At 61.9% G+C, this 22,796-nt stretch carries 26 protein-coding genes and 1 tRNA gene; 3 read left to right on the top strand and 24 right to left on the bottom strand.

All coding sequences use genetic code 11. The features are described from left to right. On the top strand, window positions 1–184 hold a 184-nt coding region (locus DXC18_RS10525; protein ID WP_233508969.1), incomplete at its 5' end, for a hypothetical protein. A gap of 1 nt (window position 185) precedes the next feature. After that, complete coding sequence (locus DXC18_RS10520) at window positions 186–614, top strand: hypothetical protein (RefSeq protein ID WP_117758888.1); 429 nt, start codon at window positions 186–188, stop codon at window positions 612–614. 450 nt (window positions 615–1,064) lie between these two features. Here the strand turns inward: DXC18_RS10520 and DXC18_RS01530 are convergent, their stop codons facing one another. The 5 genes from DXC18_RS01530 to DXC18_RS01515 all read right to left on the bottom strand — a co-directional run bounded on the left by DXC18_RS01530 (window position 1,065) and on the right by DXC18_RS01515 (window position 3,946). Further along, complete coding sequence (locus tag DXC18_RS01530; RefSeq protein ID WP_022093933.1) at window positions 1,065–1,304, bottom strand: hypothetical protein; 240 nt, start codon at window positions 1,302–1,304, stop codon at window positions 1,065–1,067. Between the two features lie 155 nt (window positions 1,305–1,459). Further along, window positions 1,460–1,723 carry a hypothetical protein gene (locus DXC18_RS01525; RefSeq protein ID WP_117716127.1) on the bottom strand — a complete coding sequence of 88 codons (264 nt, stop codon included), beginning with the start codon at window positions 1,721–1,723 and terminating at the stop codon, window positions 1,460–1,462. 29 nt (window positions 1,724–1,752) lie between these two features. Then, window positions 1,753–1,914, bottom strand: a complete 162-nt coding sequence (locus DXC18_RS10390) for a hypothetical protein (RefSeq protein ID WP_158551938.1) — start codon at window positions 1,912–1,914, stop codon at window positions 1,753–1,755. Window positions 1,915–2,276: 362 nt separating this feature from the next. Further along, entirely contained in the window at window positions 2,277–3,695 is a 1,419-nt protein-coding gene (locus DXC18_RS01520; protein ID WP_117716126.1) for a hypothetical protein, read from the bottom strand. 2 nt (window positions 3,696–3,697) lie between these two features. Next, entirely contained in the window at window positions 3,698–3,946 is a 249-nt protein-coding gene (locus tag DXC18_RS01515) for a hypothetical protein (RefSeq protein ID WP_117716125.1), read from the bottom strand. Between the two features lie 360 nt (window positions 3,947–4,306). Between DXC18_RS01515 and DXC18_RS01510 the strand changes: the two genes are divergently transcribed. Then, window positions 4,307–5,146: a DUF6273 domain-containing protein gene (locus DXC18_RS01510; protein WP_147351638.1), complete on the top strand. Its 840-nt coding sequence runs from the start codon at window positions 4,307–4,309 to the stop codon at window positions 5,144–5,146. A gap of 534 nt (window positions 5,147–5,680) precedes the next feature. On the opposite strand, the gene DXC18_RS01505 is transcribed toward DXC18_RS01510, so the two are convergent. From DXC18_RS01505 to DXC18_RS01415, 19 genes are all read right to left on the bottom strand, one after another. Further along, window positions 5,681–5,757: transfer RNA gene (locus DXC18_RS01505), tRNA-Pro, on the bottom strand. Between the two features lie 80 nt (window positions 5,758–5,837). Then, window positions 5,838–7,028 carry a bifunctional phosphopantothenoylcysteine decarboxylase/phosphopantothenate--cysteine ligase CoaBC gene (gene coaBC / locus DXC18_RS01500; RefSeq protein WP_117716138.1) on the bottom strand — a complete coding sequence of 397 codons (1,191 nt, stop codon included), beginning with the start codon at window positions 7,026–7,028 and terminating at the stop codon, window positions 5,838–5,840. 26 nt (window positions 7,029–7,054) lie between these two features. Further along, on the bottom strand, window positions 7,055–7,774 hold the full coding sequence (locus tag DXC18_RS01495) for a zinc ribbon domain-containing protein (protein WP_117716123.1): 720 nt from the start codon (window positions 7,772–7,774) through the stop codon (window positions 7,055–7,057). Continuing rightward, window positions 7,771–8,580 carry a Nif3-like dinuclear metal center hexameric protein gene (locus DXC18_RS01490; RefSeq protein WP_117716122.1) on the bottom strand — a complete coding sequence of 270 codons (810 nt, stop codon included), beginning with the start codon at window positions 8,578–8,580 and terminating at the stop codon, window positions 7,771–7,773. The genes DXC18_RS01495 and DXC18_RS01490 overlap by 4 nt, the downstream gene beginning before the upstream one ends. Next, the gene (locus DXC18_RS01485) at window positions 8,577–9,755 is read right to left on the bottom strand and encodes a cysteine desulfurase family protein (protein ID WP_117716121.1); all 1,179 of its coding nucleotides are present in this window, start codon (window positions 9,753–9,755) and stop codon (window positions 8,577–8,579) included. The genes DXC18_RS01490 and DXC18_RS01485 overlap by 4 nt, the downstream gene beginning before the upstream one ends. A gap of 6 nt (window positions 9,756–9,761) precedes the next feature. Continuing rightward, window positions 9,762–10,433, bottom strand: coding sequence for a ribulose-phosphate 3-epimerase (gene rpe, locus DXC18_RS01480; RefSeq protein WP_117716120.1), 672 nt, complete (start codon window positions 10,431–10,433; stop codon window positions 9,762–9,764). 18 nt (window positions 10,434–10,451) lie between these two features. Further along, window positions 10,452–11,459 (bottom strand): NAD(P)H-dependent glycerol-3-phosphate dehydrogenase, encoded by a 1,008-nt coding sequence (locus DXC18_RS01475; protein WP_117716119.1) that lies wholly within the window; start codon window positions 11,457–11,459, stop codon window positions 10,452–10,454. 9 nt (window positions 11,460–11,468) lie between these two features. Then, window positions 11,469–12,152: a glycerol-3-phosphate 1-O-acyltransferase PlsY gene (gene plsY / locus DXC18_RS01470; RefSeq protein WP_117583167.1), complete on the bottom strand. Its 684-nt coding sequence runs from the start codon at window positions 12,150–12,152 to the stop codon at window positions 11,469–11,471. Then, the gene (gene der, locus DXC18_RS01465) at window positions 12,145–13,479 is read right to left on the bottom strand and encodes a ribosome biogenesis GTPase Der (protein ID WP_006236029.1); all 1,335 of its coding nucleotides are present in this window, start codon (window positions 13,477–13,479) and stop codon (window positions 12,145–12,147) included. The genes plsY and der overlap by 8 nt, the downstream gene beginning before the upstream one ends. Before the next feature lie 10 nt (window positions 13,480–13,489). Beyond that, the gene (locus tag DXC18_RS01460; RefSeq protein ID WP_117716118.1) at window positions 13,490–14,932 is read right to left on the bottom strand and encodes a DUF512 domain-containing protein; all 1,443 of its coding nucleotides are present in this window, start codon (window positions 14,930–14,932) and stop codon (window positions 13,490–13,492) included. A gap of 2 nt (window positions 14,933–14,934) precedes the next feature. Next, window positions 14,935–15,831 carry a 4-hydroxy-3-methylbut-2-enyl diphosphate reductase gene (locus DXC18_RS01455; RefSeq protein WP_117716117.1) on the bottom strand — a complete coding sequence of 299 codons (897 nt, stop codon included), beginning with the start codon at window positions 15,829–15,831 and terminating at the stop codon, window positions 14,935–14,937. Between the two features lie 2 nt (window positions 15,832–15,833). Then, window positions 15,834–16,562 (bottom strand): lysophospholipid acyltransferase family protein, encoded by a 729-nt coding sequence (locus tag DXC18_RS01450; protein ID WP_117716116.1) that lies wholly within the window; start codon window positions 16,560–16,562, stop codon window positions 15,834–15,836. A gap of 3 nt (window positions 16,563–16,565) precedes the next feature. Further along, window positions 16,566–17,252, bottom strand: coding sequence for a (d)CMP kinase (gene cmk, locus DXC18_RS01445; protein ID WP_117716115.1), 687 nt, complete (start codon window positions 17,250–17,252; stop codon window positions 16,566–16,568). A 66-nt stretch (window positions 17,253–17,318) separates the two neighbouring features. After that, window positions 17,319–18,293 (bottom strand): pseudouridine synthase, encoded by a 975-nt coding sequence (locus tag DXC18_RS01440; RefSeq protein ID WP_117716114.1) that lies wholly within the window; start codon window positions 18,291–18,293, stop codon window positions 17,319–17,321. Beyond that, window positions 18,280–19,008 carry an SMC-Scp complex subunit ScpB gene (gene scpB / locus DXC18_RS01435; RefSeq protein WP_117716113.1) on the bottom strand — a complete coding sequence of 243 codons (729 nt, stop codon included), beginning with the start codon at window positions 19,006–19,008 and terminating at the stop codon, window positions 18,280–18,282. Before scpB ends, DXC18_RS01440 begins: the two co-directional genes overlap by 14 nt. Before the next feature lie 11 nt (window positions 19,009–19,019). Beyond that, window positions 19,020–19,832 (bottom strand): ScpA family protein, encoded by an 813-nt coding sequence (locus DXC18_RS01430; protein WP_117716112.1) that lies wholly within the window; start codon window positions 19,830–19,832, stop codon window positions 19,020–19,022. Between the two features lie 84 nt (window positions 19,833–19,916). Then, window positions 19,917–20,600, bottom strand: a complete 684-nt coding sequence (locus DXC18_RS01425; protein ID WP_117716111.1) for a site-2 protease family protein — start codon at window positions 20,598–20,600, stop codon at window positions 19,917–19,919. A 9-nt stretch (window positions 20,601–20,609) separates the two neighbouring features. Next, complete coding sequence (locus DXC18_RS01420) at window positions 20,610–20,906, bottom strand: hypothetical protein (RefSeq protein WP_233508968.1); 297 nt, start codon at window positions 20,904–20,906, stop codon at window positions 20,610–20,612. Beyond that, window positions 20,893–22,796 (bottom strand): ABC-F family ATP-binding cassette domain-containing protein (locus DXC18_RS01415; RefSeq protein ID WP_147330250.1); only part of this gene is annotated, 1,904 nt, incomplete at its 5' end. The genes DXC18_RS01415 and DXC18_RS01420, both read right to left, overlap by 14 nt.

Genomic DNA, 22,796 nt, shown 5'->3' with positions numbered 1-22,796 from the left:
CGCGATGCGCAGCGAAGTGGCGCGGGGACGCAGCGTGCTCATTTCAAGCCATCTGCTCGACGACCTGGCAGACCTCACCAACTCGTTCTACTTCATCGAGGCCGGCACGCTCGTGGAAAAGATCGAGTCGTCCTCGCAGACGCTCAAGCAGGAATACCTCGATACATACGAGCGAGGTGAATGACATGATAGGCAAGAGCTATGCAAAGATAGCGATTGTTGGCTCTGTACTTTGTCTTGCAATGGTTCTATGTGCATCATTTGCGAGGTATAGGTCCGAGCAATCGTTTATCGATGGCGCTGAGAACGGTTTTGGCATAGACGGGATGTATGTCAACGATGGCGCGACCAGGCCGTCTATGGCGATTCTTGCAGGCGAAGACATGGAATGGCAAATCTGTAATGGCGATGGCTCTTGTCTGAGTGGTCGTTTGGCCGCAACGAGCGATCCGAATTCGTTCGATCTTCTCGACGATGATGGAGCGGATTGCGGTTCTGTTCACCTTTCATATGCATCGCGAGACGGGATGGACGGCATTCTCTACGTCTCCCACGAAACTGGCGATTTCAAGATGCGCAGGACTAACCGGGTGCCGGCTTTTATCGAGGAGTGAGAGTTCCCGGCGGCCTGCCGATCAGGCCGCCGGGCTATCGAGCCCCGCATTCATCCGTACACGCACGGATGAATGCGGGAAGTGTCCGGATAAAGTTGATAATCAAGGAAACAAAGCCGTTCTGCCTGGGACGGCTTTGGCCTGGACTTTAACTACAACATCGCAATCGACACTTATCAGCTCGCGCAACGCGCATGGCCAAATCTCGGACGCTGGTGCATGGAGGACCTTCGAGATTTACTGGACATCCAAAACGACGACGCACACCGCGTGCTCGCCGACAGCGAAGACGAGATGGCTGTCTACAATGCGATCAGAAACGGTGTGAAGTCCGGAGAGCTTTCTGTGGAACCGCCGCGCCGTCGCGCGAGCCGACCGGGCAACCCGGGCAATCTGGTCCCGGCTCTCCCGGTCGTATTCCTACGATATCGCCCCTAGATCACCAATGTGTCAGATAAAGAATGAGGCAATGGCTATGATCACGCCTACGGCAGATGCAACGACTGCGCCTTTTTTCCTCTCCTTTAGTCCGACGAATAGGGTTGCCGTAAAGTAAAGGGCGGAAATGCAGGCTATGGCAAGCGAAACGAGTTCCTTGGGCGGTTTCAGCAAGAGGTCGCTAGCAAAGAGTAATGCAAGCAGGGCAAAGCCGATTGTGGTCAAGTATCTCGATTGATTTTGCGACAACATGGCAACTTCCTTTCAGAACATGCAAGTGAAAAGTCGGTACGATGTCATTGCGGTTGCAAAAAAGCCGCCGCTAGGACCGGTTGTCACGAGACCGGCGATAACTTCAGCGGTGCCAGCAAGCTAGAGATCGCGCAGGCAAGCCTCCTCCTTCGTGTTCAGCGTGACCTTGTGAGGGACGGTGCGGTTATTTGCAGATCCGTGAGAATCGCACCACGCCTTGGAATATGAATCCGTGCAGCGCCCGCGCTCAAAAAAAGGGATATATCGTACTTTTCGTCGTAGTTGTCTCCGACGTAGATCTCGCTGCTCTCGGCGGGAGATCCCTCGTCGGCATGGGCTGCCGCAACGGGCACAAATGGTGTCATGACAAGGGAGAGGCAAAGAGCTGCTGAGACGATGGAGGGCAGGCATTTCTTCATGGCTGGCTCCTTAATCTGGCCTTTGATAGTTACTTGATGTCGCCTCCTTCCGCTTTATATCCGTTGTATTTGGCGTATTTCTTTAATGAGGCAAGAGGTTCTTCCTCTCCTTCGGATAAGCCGATGATGTTTCCTTGATCATCCAGTATGAATACGGACGGAATATGCTCAAGTTCATATTCGTCATACACGGTATTATCTTAATCTATGTATATGGGAAAGTCTCCTTCATGGACCGAGGCTTCGTTTTGAAACGGGATACCGCTTCGATTCGTTCCGGACGCGGATGTGGACGTAACTGGTCTCGGTGCCAAGTGCGATTTCAGTGACGTATATGACTAAACGGGAATGTTTGAGCAGTGCCGGAGTCTTCATCTGGATTGTTCCGACTGAAACGTCAGCCCGAATACACTGCATGGCAACTCCAACAAGAATGCCCCCGGCGTAATCCTTCCCAAGGCACGGCAATAGCCAAGTTCAAGTGAACGCATAAAGGTGGCTCCCGATGGTTCGGAAGCCACCTTCACAATTTAACCGATGGAAAAATCGATTGCTAATTCAATTTGACCCAGATGGCTGGGCGAACTCCGAGAGTCGAATCCTGCGTGCTGCCGAGGTCGCCGCAGGAGATGCCACCTTCTTCGTCAATGTAACTAGTCAAGGGTTGACCGGCGTAGTAAGCCCCATATGAATCGTCTTCGCATTTCTCTATATCGGAAGCCCACCATGCCTCGGGGACGTCCGTGCCGGCTAGAGTCGCGTACATATTATCCTCGCTAAGGTAATCGCTCCAGGAGTCTAGAATCGTTACGTCGCCTGCTAAAATCCCGCGCTCGGCATCGTTGAAGGCGTATTCTTTGAAGGGTCCGTTCAGATACCTATACAGCGAGCTTGACTTGAAGTCCCATACGTCTCCATTCTCGCTGAATTCCATCTCATCGATGCAATGCTCGGTCATGAGGAGAGCCCTGTCGCCCTCCTTGTGGAGGACTATCCATTCAATCGGTTGGCCCTCGATATCCTTTCCTGTATAAGCCGAGAGCTCGCCCGAATATGTTCCCAGTTCGACGGTCTGCTCAATCGCGACGCTTTCGATTTTCTCCTGCTCCGCCTTCATGTCCGCCCTTGCTTCGAGCATGGACGGCAGGGGCGAGATGGCGACCATGACGGCAAGCAGGACGATGCCCGCGACAGCCGCGAGGGCTATTTTCTTCCTCCTTTTGGAGAGGTTCGCAATCTTCGCGCCGGCCTCTCTTGCCTTCTCGCCCGAGTCCCCGTATCCCTGCTCGGCCAGCCTCTCGAGGCTTTCCTTTGCGGCCTCAGCTTCCTTCCTGTTGCCCTTCTCGAGTATCGCGACGCTCGTCTTGTAGACCCTGTCCCTTCTGGATTCATCCAGGAACGCGGCATCTTCCAGATCCGCCAGTTTCTCGCGCACGGCGCCGCAGTTCCAGCAGGTTCCGCGCTTGAGGTTCACCGCCCCGCAGCCGCACTGCCACCATCCCTCGTGTTCGGAATGGACACCCGAGCATTTGCAGGCATCGGCGCCCATCTCGGAGAGCAGGACATCGCGTTCCGACTCCTCGATTCCGTTGAGCGCGAGTGGCGCGGGGTTATCGATGTCGACCGGGTCGTCGAAGGACGTCTCGCAGTCCGCTCGGGTCACAACGGCACGCGAGCCGGTGATAACAGACAGCTTGATTCTCACCGCCTTGGGCCTGAGCACCTCGCCGGCGGGCAGGTCGGCATCTAGGAGCGAGAAGTCGACGTTCTCCGTCTCCCCTCCCTCGCCCTCGAGCCCGACCGTGAACTCTATGCGGCTGATGGGTTTCGTCGATACGTTGACGATCTTTGTCTGGAGGAAGCAAGCTCCCGTCTCGGTGTCCCTGGAGACCTGGACGGCCAGTACCCTGACGGGGCAGAGTTCCTGCCAGGAGGGGTTGGCGTCGCGGTAGACGATCTTGTACTTTGACATGTCTACACCTCGGGCAGGGCGTCTTCATCCGTTTTTGCGCTGGGCGCCGGCGCAGCTCGGTCTGGCAGTGCGCAGACGATCAGGCCGACCATGAGCGCCGTGCCGAAAAGGCCGATGAACCAGAGGATTCCCGCGTCATTGGTGTAATGCCCCTTGGCCCTGGCAATCTTAACGAGCTCCGCCACGCCGCAGATGTTGGCGGCGATCGCCAGGAGAGGCAGGAAGAAGATTATCAGCTCCATAGTTCTCATTTTCGGTCCTTTCTTCTCGGCCGCCAGCTTCGACACCGGCGGTCATCCGTCACTTCCGATAACACCAATTCTACTGTCCTCACCTGCGAATTTGTTGAGCAACAAATTCGATTGAGTGAGCGGTTGATTGCGCCGCGAAGGCGTTTAGTTAATTACGTTTGCCGCTGCGGCAAGACCGATGCAGAAATCTGAAATAGCCCTACGCTCGGCGATGTATCTACAAACCCTGAGCGAAGGGAGCCGCAAATGCATGCAGCGGCAATTAACCTTCGGGGGGGGGTATCTCCTAGGAGAACCCGCCTCCAAGGCCAATCTATCATCGAGTACGTCCTGATCATCGCCATCATCGGCCTGGTGATCGTGTTCGCGGGACCCGGCGTGGCGGGGGCCATCCGCAACCAGTTCAACCTGGTCGGCAACACGGTGAGCAATGGGACGACCGGCGGGGTCGAGGGCGGCGCAACCGGCGGCGGCTCTGCGGGAGCCGATTCCGCGACCGTCCAGGCGGCTGTCGCCAAGGACGCGAAGGACTGGACGCTCGACGAGCAGGAGGCCGTGGCCGAGGACATCGCCGCCAAGGGCGAGGCGTCGCCGGCGTACGCAAAGGCGAAGGCCGCGATGGACGCGGGGACGAAGTTCTCGATGAAGTTGACGAACGGCAAGACGCTCGAGTATCGCATCATCGGTATCAACCACGATGACCTCGGGGACGGCTCCGGTAAGGCTGGGCTCACGTTCGAGGTAACCAACACTGCCATGGACGAGCAGCGAATGAACGCCACGAGCACCAATGCCGGCGGCTGGGAGAAATCGGAGATCCGCGGCCGCCTCAATTCCGGTGACCTCTGGTCGCTCCTACCGATCGAACTCCAGTCCAAGGCGAAGGCCGTCACGAAGATGACCGATAACAAGGGTGGTGGCAGTGCCAGCGCCCCATCGGCCACGACCGATAAAGTCTTCCTGCTCTCGATGACCGAGATCTACGGAGACCGCCAGACCGACGGTACCCAGTACGAGTACTACAAATCCAAGGGCGTGACGTACTCGAACCATTCAGGGGTGTCGTCGAGCTTTTATCACTGGACGCGCTCCGTGGATCCGAGCGGCTCCGCGTACTTCCGCTGTATCTATAGCAACGGTAACTATAACGACTACGGCGCGACGTACTCGTATTGCATATTCCTCGCCTGGTGTTTTTAACCTGTCTTCTAGCTTGTCTTCTAGTTTGTCTAGTGAAAGGCCCGTGCAATCCTGCGCGGGCCTTTCTTTTGGCGATTACTTGAACAATTTGAGGTTCATGGTACAAAGGTAGTCGGTTCGAGGAAAAAGGGGTCGTACTGCGCCTCTCAGAGCGCCTGCCGCACTTCACCTCTATTACCTCTGCGGCGCCCTCGTATAGGGCCCATCCCGCTTGCCGTTTCGTTGCAACCGCTCACTTGTCCACCGGTCAAGTGAACTACTGGAATAAATACAGCGACACGCTTGTCCGTTACAGTCGCTATATCTGTGTAAATCGCCGCGATAAATACAGCCCGTACTCGGCTGTATACCAGCTACGCGTATGTAGATTCATATCGCGTTAATAAATCGGCTCAAGCGCGTGCAAAACGCGCAAGTAGCCGCAAAAGGCGAATATCGCGTAGGTAGATTTTTAGCACCCTGTTGCTTAATCAAAATTAAGCAATTGCTTAAAACAAAAAAGGTCAGGCACTAGGTGCCTGACCTGCAAACTTCTGGTCGGGACGACTGGATTCGAACCAGCGACCCCTTGACCCCCAGTCAAGTGCGCTACCAAGCTGCGCCACGTCCCGAAGCTTTTGTTTGTTGCTCTGCTCTCGCTCGCAACAGGGAGTATATTAACCCGAAACTTTGCCCTTGTGCAAGAACTTTTTTACAAATTTTGAAGCAAGTCCAAAATTGTATCTGCAAGCTGGGGTTTTGTTAGTACGGGAAGTTCTTGCGTACCCGCTTTGCTCACGATCCAGGCCTTGTTGGTATCGGTTCCGAAGCCTGAATCAGCGCGCGAGACATCGTTGGCGATGATCGCATCGCAACCCTTACGGGCAAGTTTGCGCTGTGCGTACTCCACGACGTTATCGGTCTCGGCCGCAAAGCCGATCACGCACCGCTCTCCCTTTTGGCGTGAAAGCTCGGCCAAAATATCGATCGTCTCGACCAGTTCGATGTGGTCCAGGCGCTCGTTGGCCTTTTTGAGTTTGTGGTCCGCAGGGGCGGCAGGCGTGTAGTCGGCGACGGCGGCCGCGCAAATGGCCGCATCGGCCGTCTGAAAGGCGCTCAGAGCCGCCTGCAGCATATCTGCTGCGGTCTGCACGCGCACACACTCCACGCCGCGGCCCACGTCGAGCGATGTCGGCCCCAGCACAAGCGTGACCGCAGCGCCGCGGCGAGCGGCCTCCCCCGCCAGGGCGATGCCCATCTTGCCCGACGACCGGTTGCCAATGAAGCGCACAGGGTCAATCGGCTCGTGCGTGGGGCCGGCGGTAATCACGACGCGCTTGCCCGCCAGGTCTTGCGGGACGGGGTTGAGCACCTCGCAGACGGCCTCGACGATGCCCTCGGGCTCGCTCATGCGTCCCGTGTCCACGTCACCGCAGGCAAGGTAGCCGCTGCCGGGCCCCACCACGTGGACACCGCGCTCGCGCAGCGTGGCCATATTGGCCTGCGTCGCCGGCGCCTTCCACATACCGTTGTTCATGGCGGGTGCGACCACGATGGGTCGCGGTGTGGCAAGCAGCGTGGTGGAGATGAGGTCGTCGGCGATACCGTTTGCCATCTTGGCGATGATATTGGCCGTCGCGGGCGCCACGGCCACCAAATCGGGCTCCTGCGCCAGCGAAATATGGTGGATGGGGTCGGAGGGGTCGTCGAATAGCCCAACCGCGACCGGCTCATTGGTGAGCGCGCGGAACGTGAGCGGGCCCACGAACTCCGTGGCATGCTCGCTCATAACGACTTTGACACGTGCGCCGCGCTTTTGCAGCAGGCGCACGATATTGCACGACTTATAGGCGGCGATCCCGCCGGTAATGCCCAGCAGGATCGTTTTTCCCTCAAGTTGCATTGAATTGTTGGATGCCGCCGTCATCGCTAGGCTTCCTTGCTCGGGAGCACCAGGAGGCGGTGGCAGTACGGACAGTGCGTAATCTCGCTACCGTCGTGGTTGAGGTCGCTCATGGACGATGCCTGCAGCGCGGTGTGGCAGACCGTGGGGATGTTGCCCTGGATGGTCTCGACGGCCAAGCCGCGGAACTGCTTGAGCAGACGCTCGTAGTCGGTGAGCACGTTGGCCGGCAGCGTGGCGGCAAGAGCGGTGCGCTCCTTAGTGGCGGCTTCGATCTGAGCCTGCAGGTCGGCAGCCTTGGCGCGGGCGGCCTTGGTATCGGCCTTCACGCCCTCCTCGAACTTGGCGATGATGGCCTGCGCGCGGGTCTCGCGGTCGAGCGCCTCTTTGTGGGCGACAACGACATCCTTGCGGGTGTGCTCAATCTTGTCCAGGCGCTTGGCCAGGGTGGCGAGCTCGTTTTCCAGGTCCTGTACCTCGCGGTAGTCGGAGCCGTCAACGTGGCGCTTCTTAGCGGCCTCGATGGCGTTATTGGTCTGGATCTCGGTGGTGTTGAGATCGTCGAGCTCAATATCCAGGTCCTTGCGTTGGGCGTAGAGCTTGGTCATTTCGGCCTTGAGCTTAACGTAGGTCTTGCGCTTGGAAGCGAGCTCCTTGAGCTCCGGCATATTGGCAAGTTCGCTCTTGTTGCGGGCGAGCTCCAAATCGATCTGTTGCAGCTTGAGTAGCGTAGCGCCGGCGCTCATAAGTTCTCTCCTTTTGTCACAGTCCACCATTGGCAAGGGTTCAGTATTTTAATCGCATGACGGGGGTCGACCCCGGCGTCAACTGCAGAGTTCATCAATATATCAACGAACGGCTCCTCGGAGCGGTCGTGGCCGAGCAAGATCACCGGCAGCCCGCGCAAGGCAAGGTCCTGTGCCACGTGGTAGCCCGCCTCGCCCGTCACGACAACATCTGCGCCCGCGGCGATGGCGAGCTCTCCGAAGTCGCCCAGGGAGCCGCCCAAAATGGCGACGGTGCGGCACGGGCGATCAGCTTTGCCCCACACACGCGGGTCGCTGCCAAAGGCCGTGGCAGCACGGGTGGCAAGATCGCGCAGCGTGCACGGGTCGTTGAGCGTTGCAAGTGCGCCCAGGCCGGTGGCCTCGGGGTCGTCCACGTGCTCCAGTGAGCTCACGGGTGCGGCACCCAGCAGCTTGCTCAGGCAGACATGGGCTTCGTGCGAGCGGTCCAGGTTGGTGTGGAGCGAGATAATGCTCACCCCGCAGCGGGCAGCCTCGTAGAGGACCGCACTGCACTGGGGTCGTGTGGCATCCGCCGGACAAAAGGCCTCGGGTGCCTTGATGTATATGGGATGATGCGTCAGCAGCACGTTGGCGCTTGCTTCTTGGGCGCGGCGAACATTAGCCTCAGTCGCATCGAGTGCGCAGGCAACGCCGGTGATCTCCGCGGCCGGATCGCCAACGGAGAGTCCTACGTGGTCCCAGGGCTCGGTGTCCGTCTTGGGATAGCGTGCCAGTAGCGCGCGCTCGAGCTCGGCGACGATCATGCGGCACCTGCGATCGAGAGCAGCGTCTGGGCAAACTCGTCCAGATCGTCCGGATTCACGCGGTCGTCAAAGGAAATGCGCAGTGCACCTAGTGCCTGCTCGCGACCAATGCCCATGGCGCTGAGCACATGGCTCGGGTCCATGCTGCCGCTCGAGCACGCCGAGCCGGCCGAAACCTCAAAGCCGGCGGCATCGAGCTTGACGATGAGCTCCTCGGAGTCCATGCCATCAACGTAGATCGACACCATGCCCGGCAGGCGATCGGCCTGTGCGTAGTCGCCCATGGTGGCATGAATACGCGGATGAGCCGTAAGCGTGGCGTAGAGCTTGTCGGAAAGGGCTTGCAGCTTCGCGCGCTCCTGAGCCACATGGGGCGTCAGAGACGAGGCGGCAGCGGCAAAGGCGAGCTGCGTTCGCAGGTCTTGCGTGCCGGCACGACGACCGGCCTCCTGTCCGCCGCCAAAGATGCGCGGGCGCAGCGGCGTGCGGCTCTTAAGGTAGAGTGCGCCAGATGCCACGGGACCGCCAATCTTGTGGGCTGCGACGGACATGGCGTCGACGCCCAGCTCGGTGACATCGAGCGGAATATGCAGATACCCCTGGATGGCATCGGTGTGGAACAGGGCGCCAACGGTATGCGTGGCCGCGGCAAGCTCGCGGATGGGCTGCACCACGCCGGTCTCGTTGTTGGCAACCATGATGCTCACGAGCGCCACGTCGTCGCCTAGCAGCTCGACAAGCGCGGCAGGCTCAATGTAGCCCATGTGGCAGGGCTGCACCAGGTCGACGGTAAAGCCGGCGGCACGCAGCAACGGCAGGTTGTCCAGAATCGAATCGTGCTCGATGGCCGAAACGATTACACGATCGCGCTTGCGATCGCGCTGACGAGCGCCCTCGGCAAGACCGAGCAGCGCCAGCTGGTTGGCTTCGGTGCCGCCGTTGGTCAGTACAATCTCGGACGGGCGGACGCGCGCGCCAAAGCTGCGGGCGATCTCGCGACGTGCAACCTCCAGACGCGCGGCAGCCTTGCGGCCGAGCGAATGCAGCGAGTTGGGGTTGACGCCGGCAAGCTCGCTGTCGTCGTACTCGCGCTGCGCAAGGAGCGCCTCGGCGCGCATTGGCGTCGAGGCGGCATAGTCAAGATTCACGGGTATGCGGTTTTGACCTGCGGTCATAAGGGTTTATGCCTCCTGTGCGGCCTCGTTGCCCAGCTTCTGCAGCAGCGCAACCTCGGCAGCGGGATCTTCGGACTTAAATACGGCAGAACCGGCCACGAGCACGTTGGCGCCGGCCTTGACGACCTCGGCGATGTTCTTGGAAGAGATGCCGCCGTCGACCTCGATCATGGGCGACACGCCGTAGCGCTCGCACATAGCCTTGAGCTCGTGCAGTTTGGCAATGGTACCGGGAATAAAGCTCTGGCCGCCAAAGCCCGGGTTCACACTCATGAGCAGCACCATATCGACGACGTCGATGATGCTCTCGAGCACGCACACGGGGGTGGCGGGGTTGAGCACCACGCCGGCCTTGACGCCGCGCTGCTGCAGATGCGTGAGCGTGCGGTGCAGGTGCGTGGAAGCCTCGTAGTGCACGGTGATCATGTCGGCACCGGCGTCGGCGTACCAATCGACCGTCTCGTCGGGGTTCGACACCATCAGGTGCGCGTCGACCGGCACGTCGGTGGAGCGCTTGACGGCCTTGAGGATGTCAACGCCAAAGGTGAGGTTGCCGGTAAAGTGGCCGTCCATTACGTCGAAGTGCACGTAGTCGGCACCGGCGATCTTGTCGAGTTCGCCCTTGAGGTTGGCCATGTCGGCCGAGAGGACGGACGGAGCGATTTTAATGGAACCCATGGTAGTAGCCTTTCTGCACTAGTCGGTGAGTCCGTAGAACTCTTGGGAGGGTACGCGGTCGGTAAGAATCTCGAGCGCCCTATCCAACGTAACACCGTTGTAGAGCGTTTGCTCCACGGCAAAGGTGAGCGGAATGTCTACGCCCAGTGAACGGGCAAGCTCACTGACGCTGCGGGCCGCGACGGCGCCCTCGACCACCATATGCGTACGTGCCTGGTACTCGTCGAGCGAGACGCCGTGGGCAAACTCGTAGCCAAAGGTGCGGTTGCGCGAATGCTCGGAGGTGCAGGTGGCAATGAGGTCACCCATGCCGGCAAGACCCATGCAGGTCATGGCTTGACCGCCGCGGGCGTGCACCAGACGGCTGATCTCGGCCAGGCCGCGCGTCATGATAAGGGCAAGCGTGTTGTCGCCCGCACCAGAACCGGCGGAAATGCCGCACACGATGGCGATGACGTTTTTCATAGCGCCGCAAACCTCGACACCGGTCATATCCTGCGACAGGTAGATGCGGAAGGCCGTGGACAGCAGCAGCTCCTTAAAGGTCTCCCCCACCTGCTGGTCCTCGCTGGCGATGACGGCGGCAGAGAGCCCGCCGCGGCAAATCTCCTCGGCATGGTTGGGGCCCGAGAGGGCCGCCACACGCCGCTCGTTGCCGATCTCGCTGGCAATGACCTCGCTCATGAGCAGGCCAGACTCGGGCTCAATGCCCTTGGTAAGGCAGAGCACCGGGGTGTTGGCGGCGATGAAAGGCGCTGCCTGATGACATACGCTGCGCAGGTGTGTGGAGGGCACGGCAAAGATGATGGCGTCGGCGGCGTCGAGCGCTTGCGCCAGGTCCGTCGTGGCGACGACGTTGCCGGGCAGCTCGTAGTCCACCAGATACCGGGGGTTGCAGTGCTCGCCATTGATGCCGGCGGCCGTCTGCTCGCTGTGGGCCCACATGGTCACGCGCTCGGCTCGCGCGGCGGCAAGGCCGGCGACGGCGGTTCCCCAGGAGCCGGAGCCAATCAGCGCAACATTCATGATTCTCTCCTACTTATCGTCGGGCTCGGTGACGCGCTTGGTAAACGAGAGCTTGGACTCCTTACCGGCCATGAGCTTTTGGATATTCGCGCGATGGGCCCACACAACGGTGATGCCGATTATCGCCATGCAAAACTTAAGTCCCAGGCTGCTGTACGGAAAGACCGCGCAAGCAGCGATGGGAAGACCGATGGCAGCGGCAAGCGAGCCCACCGACACATACTTGGTGATGGCGACGGCCACGATAAACATGCCGAGCAGCGACAGGCCAATAGGCCAGTACCAGGCGAGGATGACGCCCAGGCCAACCGCGATACCCTTGCCGCCGTGGAAGTTAAGGTAGGGCGAGAAGATATGGCCCCACACCGCTGCCAGGCAAATGACGCCGAGCATCCAATCGCCGGGGGCTCCGGGCGCCATGATGCTTACGGGGAAGCCATAGCCCAAGTCGGCAATGAGCGGACGCGCGATAAGGACGCAGATGGCGCCCTTAAGGCAGTCGAGCAACAACGTGAGCGCGGCCACCTTAGGGCCGGCCACGCGCAGCGCATTGGTTGTGCCGATGTTGCCGGAACCCGCCTTGCGAATGTCGGTGTGGTTGAACACGCGGCCCAGGATCAGGCCAAACGGAATCGCTCCGATAAAGAAAGAGACCACGGCGCAGATGGCGGTCAGCAGAATCGGATTATGCATCCTTTTGTTCCTTCTTCCTAAAGAAGAGTCGAATGGGCGTGCCGGCAAAATCGAAGGTCGAGCGCATGCGGTTCTCCACGTAGCGCTGGTAGGTGTCGTTGACCAGATCGCTGTGGTTGACGAAGAACGTGAACGTCGGCGGATTGACGCCCGTCTGAGTCACGTAGTGCATGCGCAGGCGGCGCTTGCCGTCCACCACGGTGTGGCCGAACTCACGTAGGTCGGTGAGGAACGTGTTGAGGCGCGAGGTGCTGATCTTTTGCGAACGCGTCTTCTCGGCTGCGTCGACCATCGCCCAGATCTTCTCGACGCTGCGGCCAGTGAGGGCAGAGATGCGCAGGTACTGGGCCCAGGGAGCCATGACGCCCAGACGGCGGTCGATGGTCTCCATGCAGGCCTCGCGCTTGCGGTCGTCGTCGAGCAGGTCCCACTTGTTGAGCAGCACAACGATGGCACAGCCGCGCTCGATGGCAAGACCCATGACCTTCTGGTCCTGTTCGGTAACGCCCACGGAGGCGTCGACGACGAGCAGCGCCACGTCGGCGCGGTCGATGGCGCGCAGGCCGCGGACCATCGAGTAGTACTCGATATTCTCGTACACGGTGCTCTTCTTGCGGATGCCCGCGGTGTCGACCATGCGGTAGTGCTTGCCGTTGCGCTCCACGACGGTGTCGATGGCGTCGCGCGTCGTGCCGGCAATGTTGGACACGATAGAGCGGTCGGCGCCTAGGATGCGGTTGAACAGCGAGGACTTGCCGGCGTTGGGGCGGCCGATGATGGCCACGTTCAGCGCATCGGGGAACTCGTCGGCGACCTCGTCCTCTTCCTCCGGAAGCAGGGCCACGATATCGTCGAGCAGGTCGCCCGTGCCATGACCATGCAGGGCCGAGAGCGGCGTGGGCTCACCGATGCCGAGCGAATAGAACTCCCAGATGCTGTCGTTCTCGCGATCGGGGTTGTCGAGCTTGTTCACCAGCAGAAAGACCGGCTTGTCGCAGCGCTTGAGCATGCGAGCGACCGACTCGTCCTCCTCGGTGACGCCGGTGCGGCCATCGACCACAAACAGGATGACGGCGGCTTCCTCGGCGGCGGCGAGCGCCTGGTCGCGGATGGACGTGGCAAAGACGTCGTCGCTCTTGAGCGGCTCGATACCGCCCGTGTCGACGATGGTGAACTCGCGGCCGTTCCAATCGGCCGTGTGATATGAGCGATCGCGCGTGACGCCGCGAGACTCGTGGACGATGGCGTCCGAGGTCTGGGCCAGGCGGTTAACGAGCGTGGACTTGCCCACGTTGGGGCGTCCGACGACGGCGACGATAGGTTTCATCTGCTCTCCTTTAATGGGTAGGGTCAGCGGAATTAGTAGAGTCGGCAGGCACAATGCCAAGGATGTGCTCCAGGGTATCGAGCAGCTCATGCGGCATGGTCGACACCACATGAACCTCGGCGCCGCGACTGGTAAGGCTTGCGAGTAAATCGTCACGATGATACTCGTCAAGCGTCATGCCGTCAGCGTTGAACATGAGCTTAGGCACAAAGAGCATAACCCCCGACAGATCTTGGGGCAGCTGCTCCAAGATGTCACACGCGACGATGAGGCCGGTCACGTCCACGTTGCCGCCAAAGTAGCGGTTCTTGATGGCCGTGACAGTGCCGGCGAGTCCCTGGGGCGACTCCACAAAGCGGGCCACCGTGTCGCGTGCGCTGGCGCCCGAGAGGCACAGCAGGTGCTGGCTGCGGGCGGCGATGGCCTCGCGGACGCGGGCCAGACGCTCGGTATCGGCGGCAAGCACGTCGTCGGTCTCGTCTAGATACGAGCGGATCATGCCGATGCCGTCGTAGTACTGCGGGTAACCGTCGTAAAAGTCCGCCTCGGGCGGCTCGATGCCGGCGTCCAGATAGAACTCGTCGCTCATCTGGAAGGTATGGCGACCAAAACGCTCGTACGCGCGGTCCTGGAAGGGTCGGATCATGGCGATGGTCTCGCGCGCCAGTTCGGGCTTGTCGCTGTATGACCAGATAAAGCGGTTTTGGTGCTTGGTAAAACCGAGCGGCACAATGCCCAGGCTGGTGATTTGCTCGTGCTCCTCGCAAAAGCGCAGGGTCTTTTCCAGCTCCTCGCCGTCGTTCATGCCGGGGCACAACACAATCTGCGCGTGAATCTCGATGCCGGCGGCCATGATGGCCTCGAGTACGTCCATGCCGCGCTGGGCGTTGCGGCCCATCATGCGGCGGCGGACATCGGGGCTCACGGCGTGGACCGACACGTTCATGGGGCTCATGTTGCGTTGGATGACGTTTTGAACATCTTCGTCGGAGAGGTTCGTGAGCGTGACAAAGTTGCCCTGCAAAAAGCTCAGGCGGTAGTCGTCATCGCGAATATAGAGCGTGGAGCGGCCGCCCTTGGGCAGCATGGTCATAAAGCAGAACACGCAGGCGTTAACGCAGGTACGCATGCCATCAAAGATGGGGCCATCGAACTCCAGGCCCCAGTCCTCGCCGGGAAAGCGGTCGAGCTCGACGGGGGTGACGGTGCCGTCGCGTGGATCGAATACCTCCAGCTCGACGGTGTCGTCGTCGGCTTCCCAGAGCCACACGATCATGTCGGTGAGCTGCTCGCCGTTGACCGTGAGCACGCGCATGCCCGGCTCGATACCCACATCCCATGCGGGCGACTCGGGACGCACGTTCTTAACGAGCGCGCCTTCACCCGGCTCGGGGTCGCGGCTGCGCCCGTAATCGGCCACCTCGGCGGCGTATGCGGGTACGGTCTGGTCCATGATTAGCGGCAAAGCTCCTTGATGCGCGCGACGGCGCGTTCGATGTGTTCTTGCGGGGTGGAGGCTCCGGCGGTGATGCCGATGTGGCGCGCGTTGGCAAACCATGCGGCCTCAAGCTCGGAAGCTTCCTCGATGTGGTGCGTGTGCTCGCAGGCATCGGCACAAATCTGCGCCAGGCGGCGCGTGTTACCGGAGTTTTTGCCGCCCACGACGACCATGCAGTCGCAGCGGTTGGCAAGTGCGGCGGCCGCCTGCTGGCGCTCGCTCGTGGCGGCGCAGATCGTGTTGATCACACGCAGTTCCTGCACGCGTGGGGTGATGGAGGCCACAACCTCGGCCAGGTTCTGCGCGGTCTGGGTGGTCTGCACAACCAGTCCCACCTTGCCCTTGAGCGACAGCTCGTCGGCGTCAGCGGCACAGCTCACGACCTGTGCGTCATCACCAGCATGGCCAAGAATGCCCTCGACCTCGGGGTGACCCGGCTCGCCCACGACAATCACGCGGTAGCCCTCGCGCACCAGGCGCTCGGCCGCCACATGGACCTTCTTCACGTAGGGGCAGGTGGCGTCGACCACGTCGAGGCCGCGCTCACGTGCGGCCTCGATCACCTGCGGCACCACACCGTGGGCGCGAATGATCACGGTGCCCGAAGCAGCGTCGTCCAAGGTGTCTGCCAGACCAACGCCTGCCTCGGCGAGCGCGCGCACCACGATGGGGTTATGAATGAGCGGGCCCAGGGTGTGGACCTGAGCGCTCTCCCCTGCCTGCGGCGCGGCGGCCAGCGCCATGTCGAGCGCGCGCTGCACGCCGTAGCAGGTGCCGGCATGCGCGGCAATCTCGATGGTGGGGACGACCTCCCTTGCGGCGGCCGCGGCGGTATTCATGACGTTCTCACCCATGGCTAGAACCTGCCCGGGTGCTCGGCGCACAGGTCGTCGCGCATGGCGTAGACGCGGCTCATGGCCTCGGACTCAAACCAGGCTAGGCGCTCCTTGCGCTTGAGCTCGGCCGGAGCGTCGGAAAGTGAGATGGCCTTGCCGGCGCGGATCCAGCACTTCTTGGGGCGCATGATCTTTTTGCCTTTGGGCGTGATGTCGGACCAGCCGCAGATGGCGAGCGGGTTGACGGGTGCCTTACCCATCTGGGCTATGAGCGCAAAGCCGCCATGGACCTCGGGCTTGATCTCGCGCGAGCGGATGCGCGTGCCCTCGGGGAAGATCAAGACATCCTCGCCGCGTTGCAACGCATGCTGAGCGGCACGCAGGCACTTCATGTCGGCGGTGCCGCGCTCGACGGGAATACCGCCCACGCGGCTAAAGGCCCAGCGCACGATCTTGCTTTTGGCGAACTCGGATTTAAAGATGGGGCGCACACGGCGGCCGCCAAAGAACAGCGCCGTCTCCACGGCCAAGAGTTCGGCCATCGAGGTGTGGTTGCAGATGACCACGCTGCCGCGGCCTTCCTGGCGCTCAAACAGCAGGTCGACGTCTTCGACCTTCCAGCGCCACATGAGCTTGGAGAAGACCCACAGAATAGCCATGACCACCACGACGACGGCGCGGATGAGCGCCGGGAACTCGGCGTAGGGGGCGTTGTAGTAATCCTCGGGCGTCTGCTTAAACAGGCGCATGGGCTACCTCCTTTGGTTGATGAGGTCCTCGATTATCGAGACGACCTCGTCGATGGTGTGGGCGGTGGAGTCGACGTGCACGGCGTCCTCGGCGGGCACGAGCGGTGCGACCTCGCGGCTGCTGTCGAGTTTGTCGCGCTGCTTGAGGGCGTCGAGGGTTTCGTCGACCTCGGTCTCGAGCTGCTCCGTGCTGAGCGGCTGAGCGTCGCTTTGGTGGCGTTGCAGCACGCGACGACGGGCGCGCTCGCGCGGGTCGGCGGTCAGGAAGACCTTGACCTGTGCGTTGGGGAACACGACGGTGCCGATGTCGCGACCCTCGGCCACGATATCGCGGTCCTCGGCGGCGCGTCGCTGATGGATGAGCATGGCGGCGCGTACGCCCGGGTAGGCCGAGACCTTGGAGACATTGGCGTCTACCTGCGGGGTGCGGATGGCAGCCGATGCGTCCGCACCGTCGATGGTCAGGCGCGTGTCCTCGCCGGTGCCGTTGGTAAAGCGGATCTCGATCTGCTCGGCGAGGGCGTCGATGGCCGCCTCGTCGTCCAGGTCGATGCCGCGGTCGAGCGCGGCGAAGGTGACGGCGCGATACATGGCGCCCGTGTCGAGCTTGTTAAAGCCCAGCTGGCGGGCGATCTCCTTGGCGATGGTAGACTTGCCGGAACCGGCGGGGCCGTCGATGGCGACGATCATGCAATGCTTCCTTTCGGTGGTTGACGTGCTGGTATGATGCGCGAGCGCTGGGGCTTGGCGGACTGACTAGCCCGTGTAGCGCTCGCGGTAGGTGTTGCGCTTGGGCGCGGAGCCGTGGCTGCCGTGGTGGCGCGTGTGGGCCGCGGTGTTGGTCGCGGGCGCGGCGGCGCGCTCGGAAGCGGCCTGCTTGGGCGGGATGCCGCCGGCCTTAAGGATCTGCACCTCGCGGTCGGTGAGCTCGCGCCACGAGCCCTTGGCCACGTCCTTGAGCTCCAGGCCGGCAAAGTTACAGCGGTGCAGACGGATCACCGGATGGTGGATCTTGCTCAGCATGCGCTTGACCTGGTTTTTGCGGCCCTCACGGATGATGACCTCCACGGCGGTGGTGCCGGGCTTCACACCCTGGGGAGCCACGGCCTCGGCCTCACGAGCGGTGATGACGCGGCAGATCGCCGGCTGGCACAGACCGTCGTCGAGCTCGATGCCGCGACGCAGCGGCGTAAGATCGTGGTCGGACAGCTGCCCGTCCACGAGCGCCTGGTAGGTCTTGTAGACGTGCTTGCTAGGGTGCAGCAGATCCTGCGACAGGTCGCCGTCGGTGGTAAAGAGCAAAAGGCCCGTGGTGTCGCGGTCCAGGCGACCCACCGGGAAGAGCCCCGGAAAGCGGTCGCGCGGGACCAGGTCGGCCACGCATGGTCGCTCCTGCGGATCGCTCATGGTGGTGAGGTAGCCGGTCGGCTTGTAGAGCATCAGGTACACGGCGCCCTGGTTGAGCTTGACGGGCATGCCGTCGACCTCGATATGGTCGCGGTCGACGTCGACCTTGGTACCTAGTTCGGTCGCGACCTGGCCGTTGACGGTCACGCGGCCGGCGGTCATCAGGTCCTCCGAGCCGCGGCGGCTCGCCACGCCCGCACGCGCCAAAAAGCGCTGCAGGCGCATGGTGTGCGGATAGACGGGCTGGGTGTCGGACTCGTGCGTATCCGCGTTGGGCACCGCAGCGCCGGCGCGCGTCTCCCCTACTTCGTTAGTCCTCGTCATGTAAATCCTCCGAGGTCTCGTCGACGACCAGGTTTTCCAAGTCCTCGACTGCCTCAACATCTTCAACATCGGTATCGAGCAGATCGCGCTCTTCGTCCAGGTCCTCGGCCTGCTCCTCGAGCGTGGACTGAATGCTTCGGCCGCTCAGGCGCTCGCGGATAAACTGACGCGACTGCTCGTCGGGGGCAAACTGCTCCAGGTCGGGCAGGTCGCGGGTGGAGCGCAGGCCGAACTTCTCCAAAAAGGCGTTGGTCGTGCCGTAAATGATGGCCTGACCGCGCTGGGGGTCGCGTCCGAGCTCGCGCACCAGACCTTTGTCCACGAGCGACGCGATGACGCCGTCGGAATTGACGCCGCGGATGCCCTTGACCACCTCGCGCGTCACGGGCTGGTGGTATGCGATGACGGCAAGTGTTTCGAGCGCGGCCTGCGACAGCTTTTGCGTGTCCCAGCTCAACACATAGGCCTCGACCACGTCGTGGTAGGCGGGGTGCGTAAACAGGCGCCAGCCGCCGGCGACCTCACGCAGCTGAAAGCCACGGTTGGCCTCCTCGTACTCAACCTTGAGCTCGGCGAGCAGCGATGCGCACTCGCCGGGGGCGATATCCAGTGCGCCGGCGAGCGCGGGCGCACTCACCGGGTCGCTCGACACCAGCAGCAGCGCCTCGAGGGCGCCTTTGAGGCTGTTTGCCTCCAGCGTTGAAAGGGTTGACATGGTTGCTGCTCCTATTCGGTGAGCTCGGGGCCCTCGCCGGGCACGTATGCCTCGGCGCCCTCGACTCGGTTGATGCAGATGGTTCCGAAGATCTCGTCCTGGCTCAGCGTGAGCGAACCGCGCTTTGCGAGCTCTAACATGGCCAGGAAGGTGACGACGAGTTGCTCGGTGGTGGCGTCGCCGTCCAACAGCTCGCGGAAGGTGCAGGTTTGGTGCGCCATGGTAAAGCGGTCGACTGAGGCCACGGTCAGGTCGAGCGGTACGCGATGCGGCGCCACATGCTCGGCCTCCAGCAGGAAAGTCTGGCGCTTGCCGTCCAGGTCGGCACAGATAACGGCCAGGCCGCGCAGGGCGATGCCAGCCAGATAGTCGGGCATGAGCCCTAGGAACTCAGGGTCGGGGCCGGCCACACGCGGATGCATACGGCTTTCGGCCTGCATGCGGGCACCGAGGGCCGCAGCCGCGCCTTTAAACTGCTTGTAGGCAATCAGGCGCTGGATCAGGACCTCGCGCAAGGCGTCGCCGTCGAGCGCGCTGAGTTCCTCGAGGTCTTCGTCGAACTCGTCATCGTCGTCATCGACTTTGCGCGGGGCCTCCTGCGGCACCAGAGAGGCGGCCTTGATGTCCAGAAGGGTTGCCGCGACCAGCAGAAAGTCGCTCGCCACGTCCAGGTCCAGCGCCTCGATGCGCTCCACCTCGGCAAGGTACTGCTCGGCCACCTCGCTGATGGAGATGGCGCCGATATCTACTTTTTGGCGGGTTACCAGCTGCAGCAACAGGTCGAACGGCCCGCTGTAGACCTGAGTCGACACGCGATACGACATCTTCGACCTCCTTTGACGGCGCCTTCGCGGCGCGGTTTGGGTGCATGTTGCGACCGTTTTGCGCGGTCGACCTGTAAGTTTACCTTAGATGCCGGCGATTGCGAAGTTGAGCAGCCACTCGGCCAGCGGATACACGGTAACGTCGAAATAGCGGCCGATCACATCAATGCCAGTCCACATGGGCAGCAGATACAGCACGATGATGAGGATGGGCATGGCGTATTGCTGCAGGTGGTAGTAGTTGTTGAGCGCCTTGCCTTTGAGGAGCGGCACGATGATCGACGAGCCATCGAGCGGCGGGATCGGGATGAGGTTGAAGAATGCGAGTGACAGGTTAACCACGATAAACGTGGCGCCGAAGTTCATGATCTGTGACGCCAGGGCAAAGGAGATGCCGGTGTAGAGGTTGCCGTACGCCACGTGCATGAGTGCCGCGGCAAGGCACGCGAGTGCGATGTTCGACGCGGGGCCGGCCGCGCTCACCAGGACCTCGTCGCGCTTGGGGTGCTTGAGGTTGTTGAGGTAGACGGGCACGGGTTTGGCGAAGGCGAACACCGGGCCGCCGGCCGCGAGCATGAGCAGCGGCAGGATGATGGTGCCAAACGGGTCGATATGGTTAAGCGGGTTGAGTGACACGCGGCCGCGCGAACGGGCCGTCTTGTCGCCGAGCGCCCAGGCCGCGGCGGCGTGTGCGCTCTCGTGGATCACGATGCCCACGATGACGGCGACGGCGCTGGCGAGCAGGTTCATGAGGTAGCTGCTGGACATAGCGCTCCCCTAGCGGACGCGGCGCGAGGCGCGCGTGAGCAGGTAGTCGATCACAAACAGGATCACGGCGACGATGGCGTAATCCAGGCGGAACACGCCGCCAAAGGGCGACGTGATGACGCCATAGCCGGCGATGGCGCTCGGCAGTGCGCGCGAAAGCTCAACGACAAAGCCTGCGATCTGCAGCTTGGCGGTGAGGCCGCTAAAACACAGCAGCACGGTCATCGCGCTCATAAAGATGCCGCAGATGCGACAGGCGACGGCGATGATGCTCATCGCCACGGCAGCGGCCTTACGAGAGTTCACGCGCGGTCTCCTCTTCGATCTGGGTGGAAAGCTCCAGCCATTCGTCCTCGAGCTTGGGTAGCTCTTGCTTAAGGCCGTTATATTCCCCCAGCGCGGCGTTGAACTTGTCTTGATCGGCATAAAGCTCTTCGCTTGCCATCAATTCCATAAGCTCGTCATAGCGGGCGCGCTTTTTGTCGAGCTCCGTCTCGATCTTCTTGAGCTGGTTACGCACGCCCTTGAGCTTTTTGTTGAGCGCAGCGCGGGCTTGGGCCTCGGCGCGCTTTTGCTCCTTGGTCTTTTTGCCCTCGGCAGGCTTGGGGGCGGCGACGGGGGTGTCGGCCTGGGCGGCGCTGGCCTTGGCGGACTTGGTCGTGGCCGGCGCGCTCTCCGTGGACGCCTCGGCGGCGGCGCGGGCTGCGAGGTCCTCGCGCTTGTAGAGGTAGTAGTCGTAGTCGCCGTCGTAGACCGTGACTTGTCCGTCGCGGATGTCGATGACGCGGTTGGCCACGGCGCGCACCAGGTGTTCGTCGTGGCTGATCAGCACGATGGTGCCGGGGAAGTTTTGCAGGGCGTTCTCGAGCATGTCCACCGAGTCGATGTCTAGGTGGTTGGTGGGCTCGTCCAGGCACAGGAGCGCCTCGGGGGCCACGAGCATCTTGGCCAGGGCCAGACGCGCTTTTTCGCCGCCGGAGAGGACGCGAACCTGCTTCTCGATGGAATCGTTGTCGCTAAACAGGAAGGCGCCCAGTAGGCTGCGCTGCTGCGGCACGGTCCACTTGGGCGTGACGGTGTCGATCTCTTGCAGGACGGTGTTGGACTCGGTCATGCCCTCGAGCGCGTGCTGGGCGTAATAGGCCACGCCCACGTTGGTGCCCAGGTCGCGGGTGCCGGTGGTGGGCGGCTCCAGTCCGGCGATGATCTTCATGAGCGTGGACTTGCCGGCGCCGTTGGGGCCGACGAGTGCCACGTGCTCGCCGCGGTAGAGCTTGAGCTCGATGTCGCTGTAGATGTGCTTGTTGCCGTAGGACTTGGCCACGCCCTCGAGCCCCACGACCATGTCGCCGGAGCGCGGCGGGTCGGGGAACTTAAAGTCGATGTGCTTGTGGCCCTCGGGTAGGATGACAAGCTCCTTTTTGATCTGCTCGATCTTGCGGATGCGCTCCTGAGCCTGGGCAGCCTTGGTGGGCTTGTAGCGGAACTTGTCAACGAAGACCTGCATATGGGCGATGTCGCGCTCCTGGGCGGCGCGCTTGGCGCGCATCTGCTCCAGGTTGTCCTCGCGCTGCTTGAGGTAGCTACTGTAGTTGCCGGTGTAGGTGGTCACGCGGCGGTTTTCGAGAGCGGCGACATGGTCGACGCAGGCGTCCATGAAAGCGCGGTCGTGGCTGACGATGAGCACGGCGCCATCGTAGTTGGCGATAAAGCCGCGCAGCCACTGGACGCTTTCGAGGTCCAAGTGGTTGGTGGGCTCGTCCAGAAGCAGCAGGTCGGGGTGACGCAGGAAGAGCTTGGCCAGCGCGATGCGCATCTGCCAGCCGCCCGAGAACTCGGAGCACGGGCGCTCAAAGTCGGTGACCTTAAAGCCAAGGCCGGACAGGATCTTGCGGGCGTTGCTCTCGAGCTCGTAGCCGCCCAGGTGCTCAAAGCGGTCCTGGACCTGGCCGTACTCGTTAAGGAGCGCGTCAACGTCCTTGCCCTGTTCGGAGAGCTCAGTGATCTGGGCCTGCAGCTCGTTGGCGCGCTCGCCCATGCGGCGGATTTCCTTGGCGGCGGCCATGACCTCAGCGAGGATGGTGGTGTCCTTTTGTTCCATATTAGTTTCCTGCTCTAGGTAGCCCACCTGGCAGTCCTTTGCGTACTGGACCTGGCCGGAGTCGGGACTGTCGATGCCCATGATGATTTTGAGCA

Origin of the sequence: Collinsella sp. OM08-14AT (assembly GCF_003438115.1) — a bacterium.
Taxonomy (GTDB): Bacteria; Actinomycetota; Coriobacteriia; order Coriobacteriales; family Coriobacteriaceae; genus Collinsella.
The sequence above is the reverse complement of the archived record's forward strand: the minus strand, read 5'-3'. Positions and strand labels throughout refer to the sequence as shown.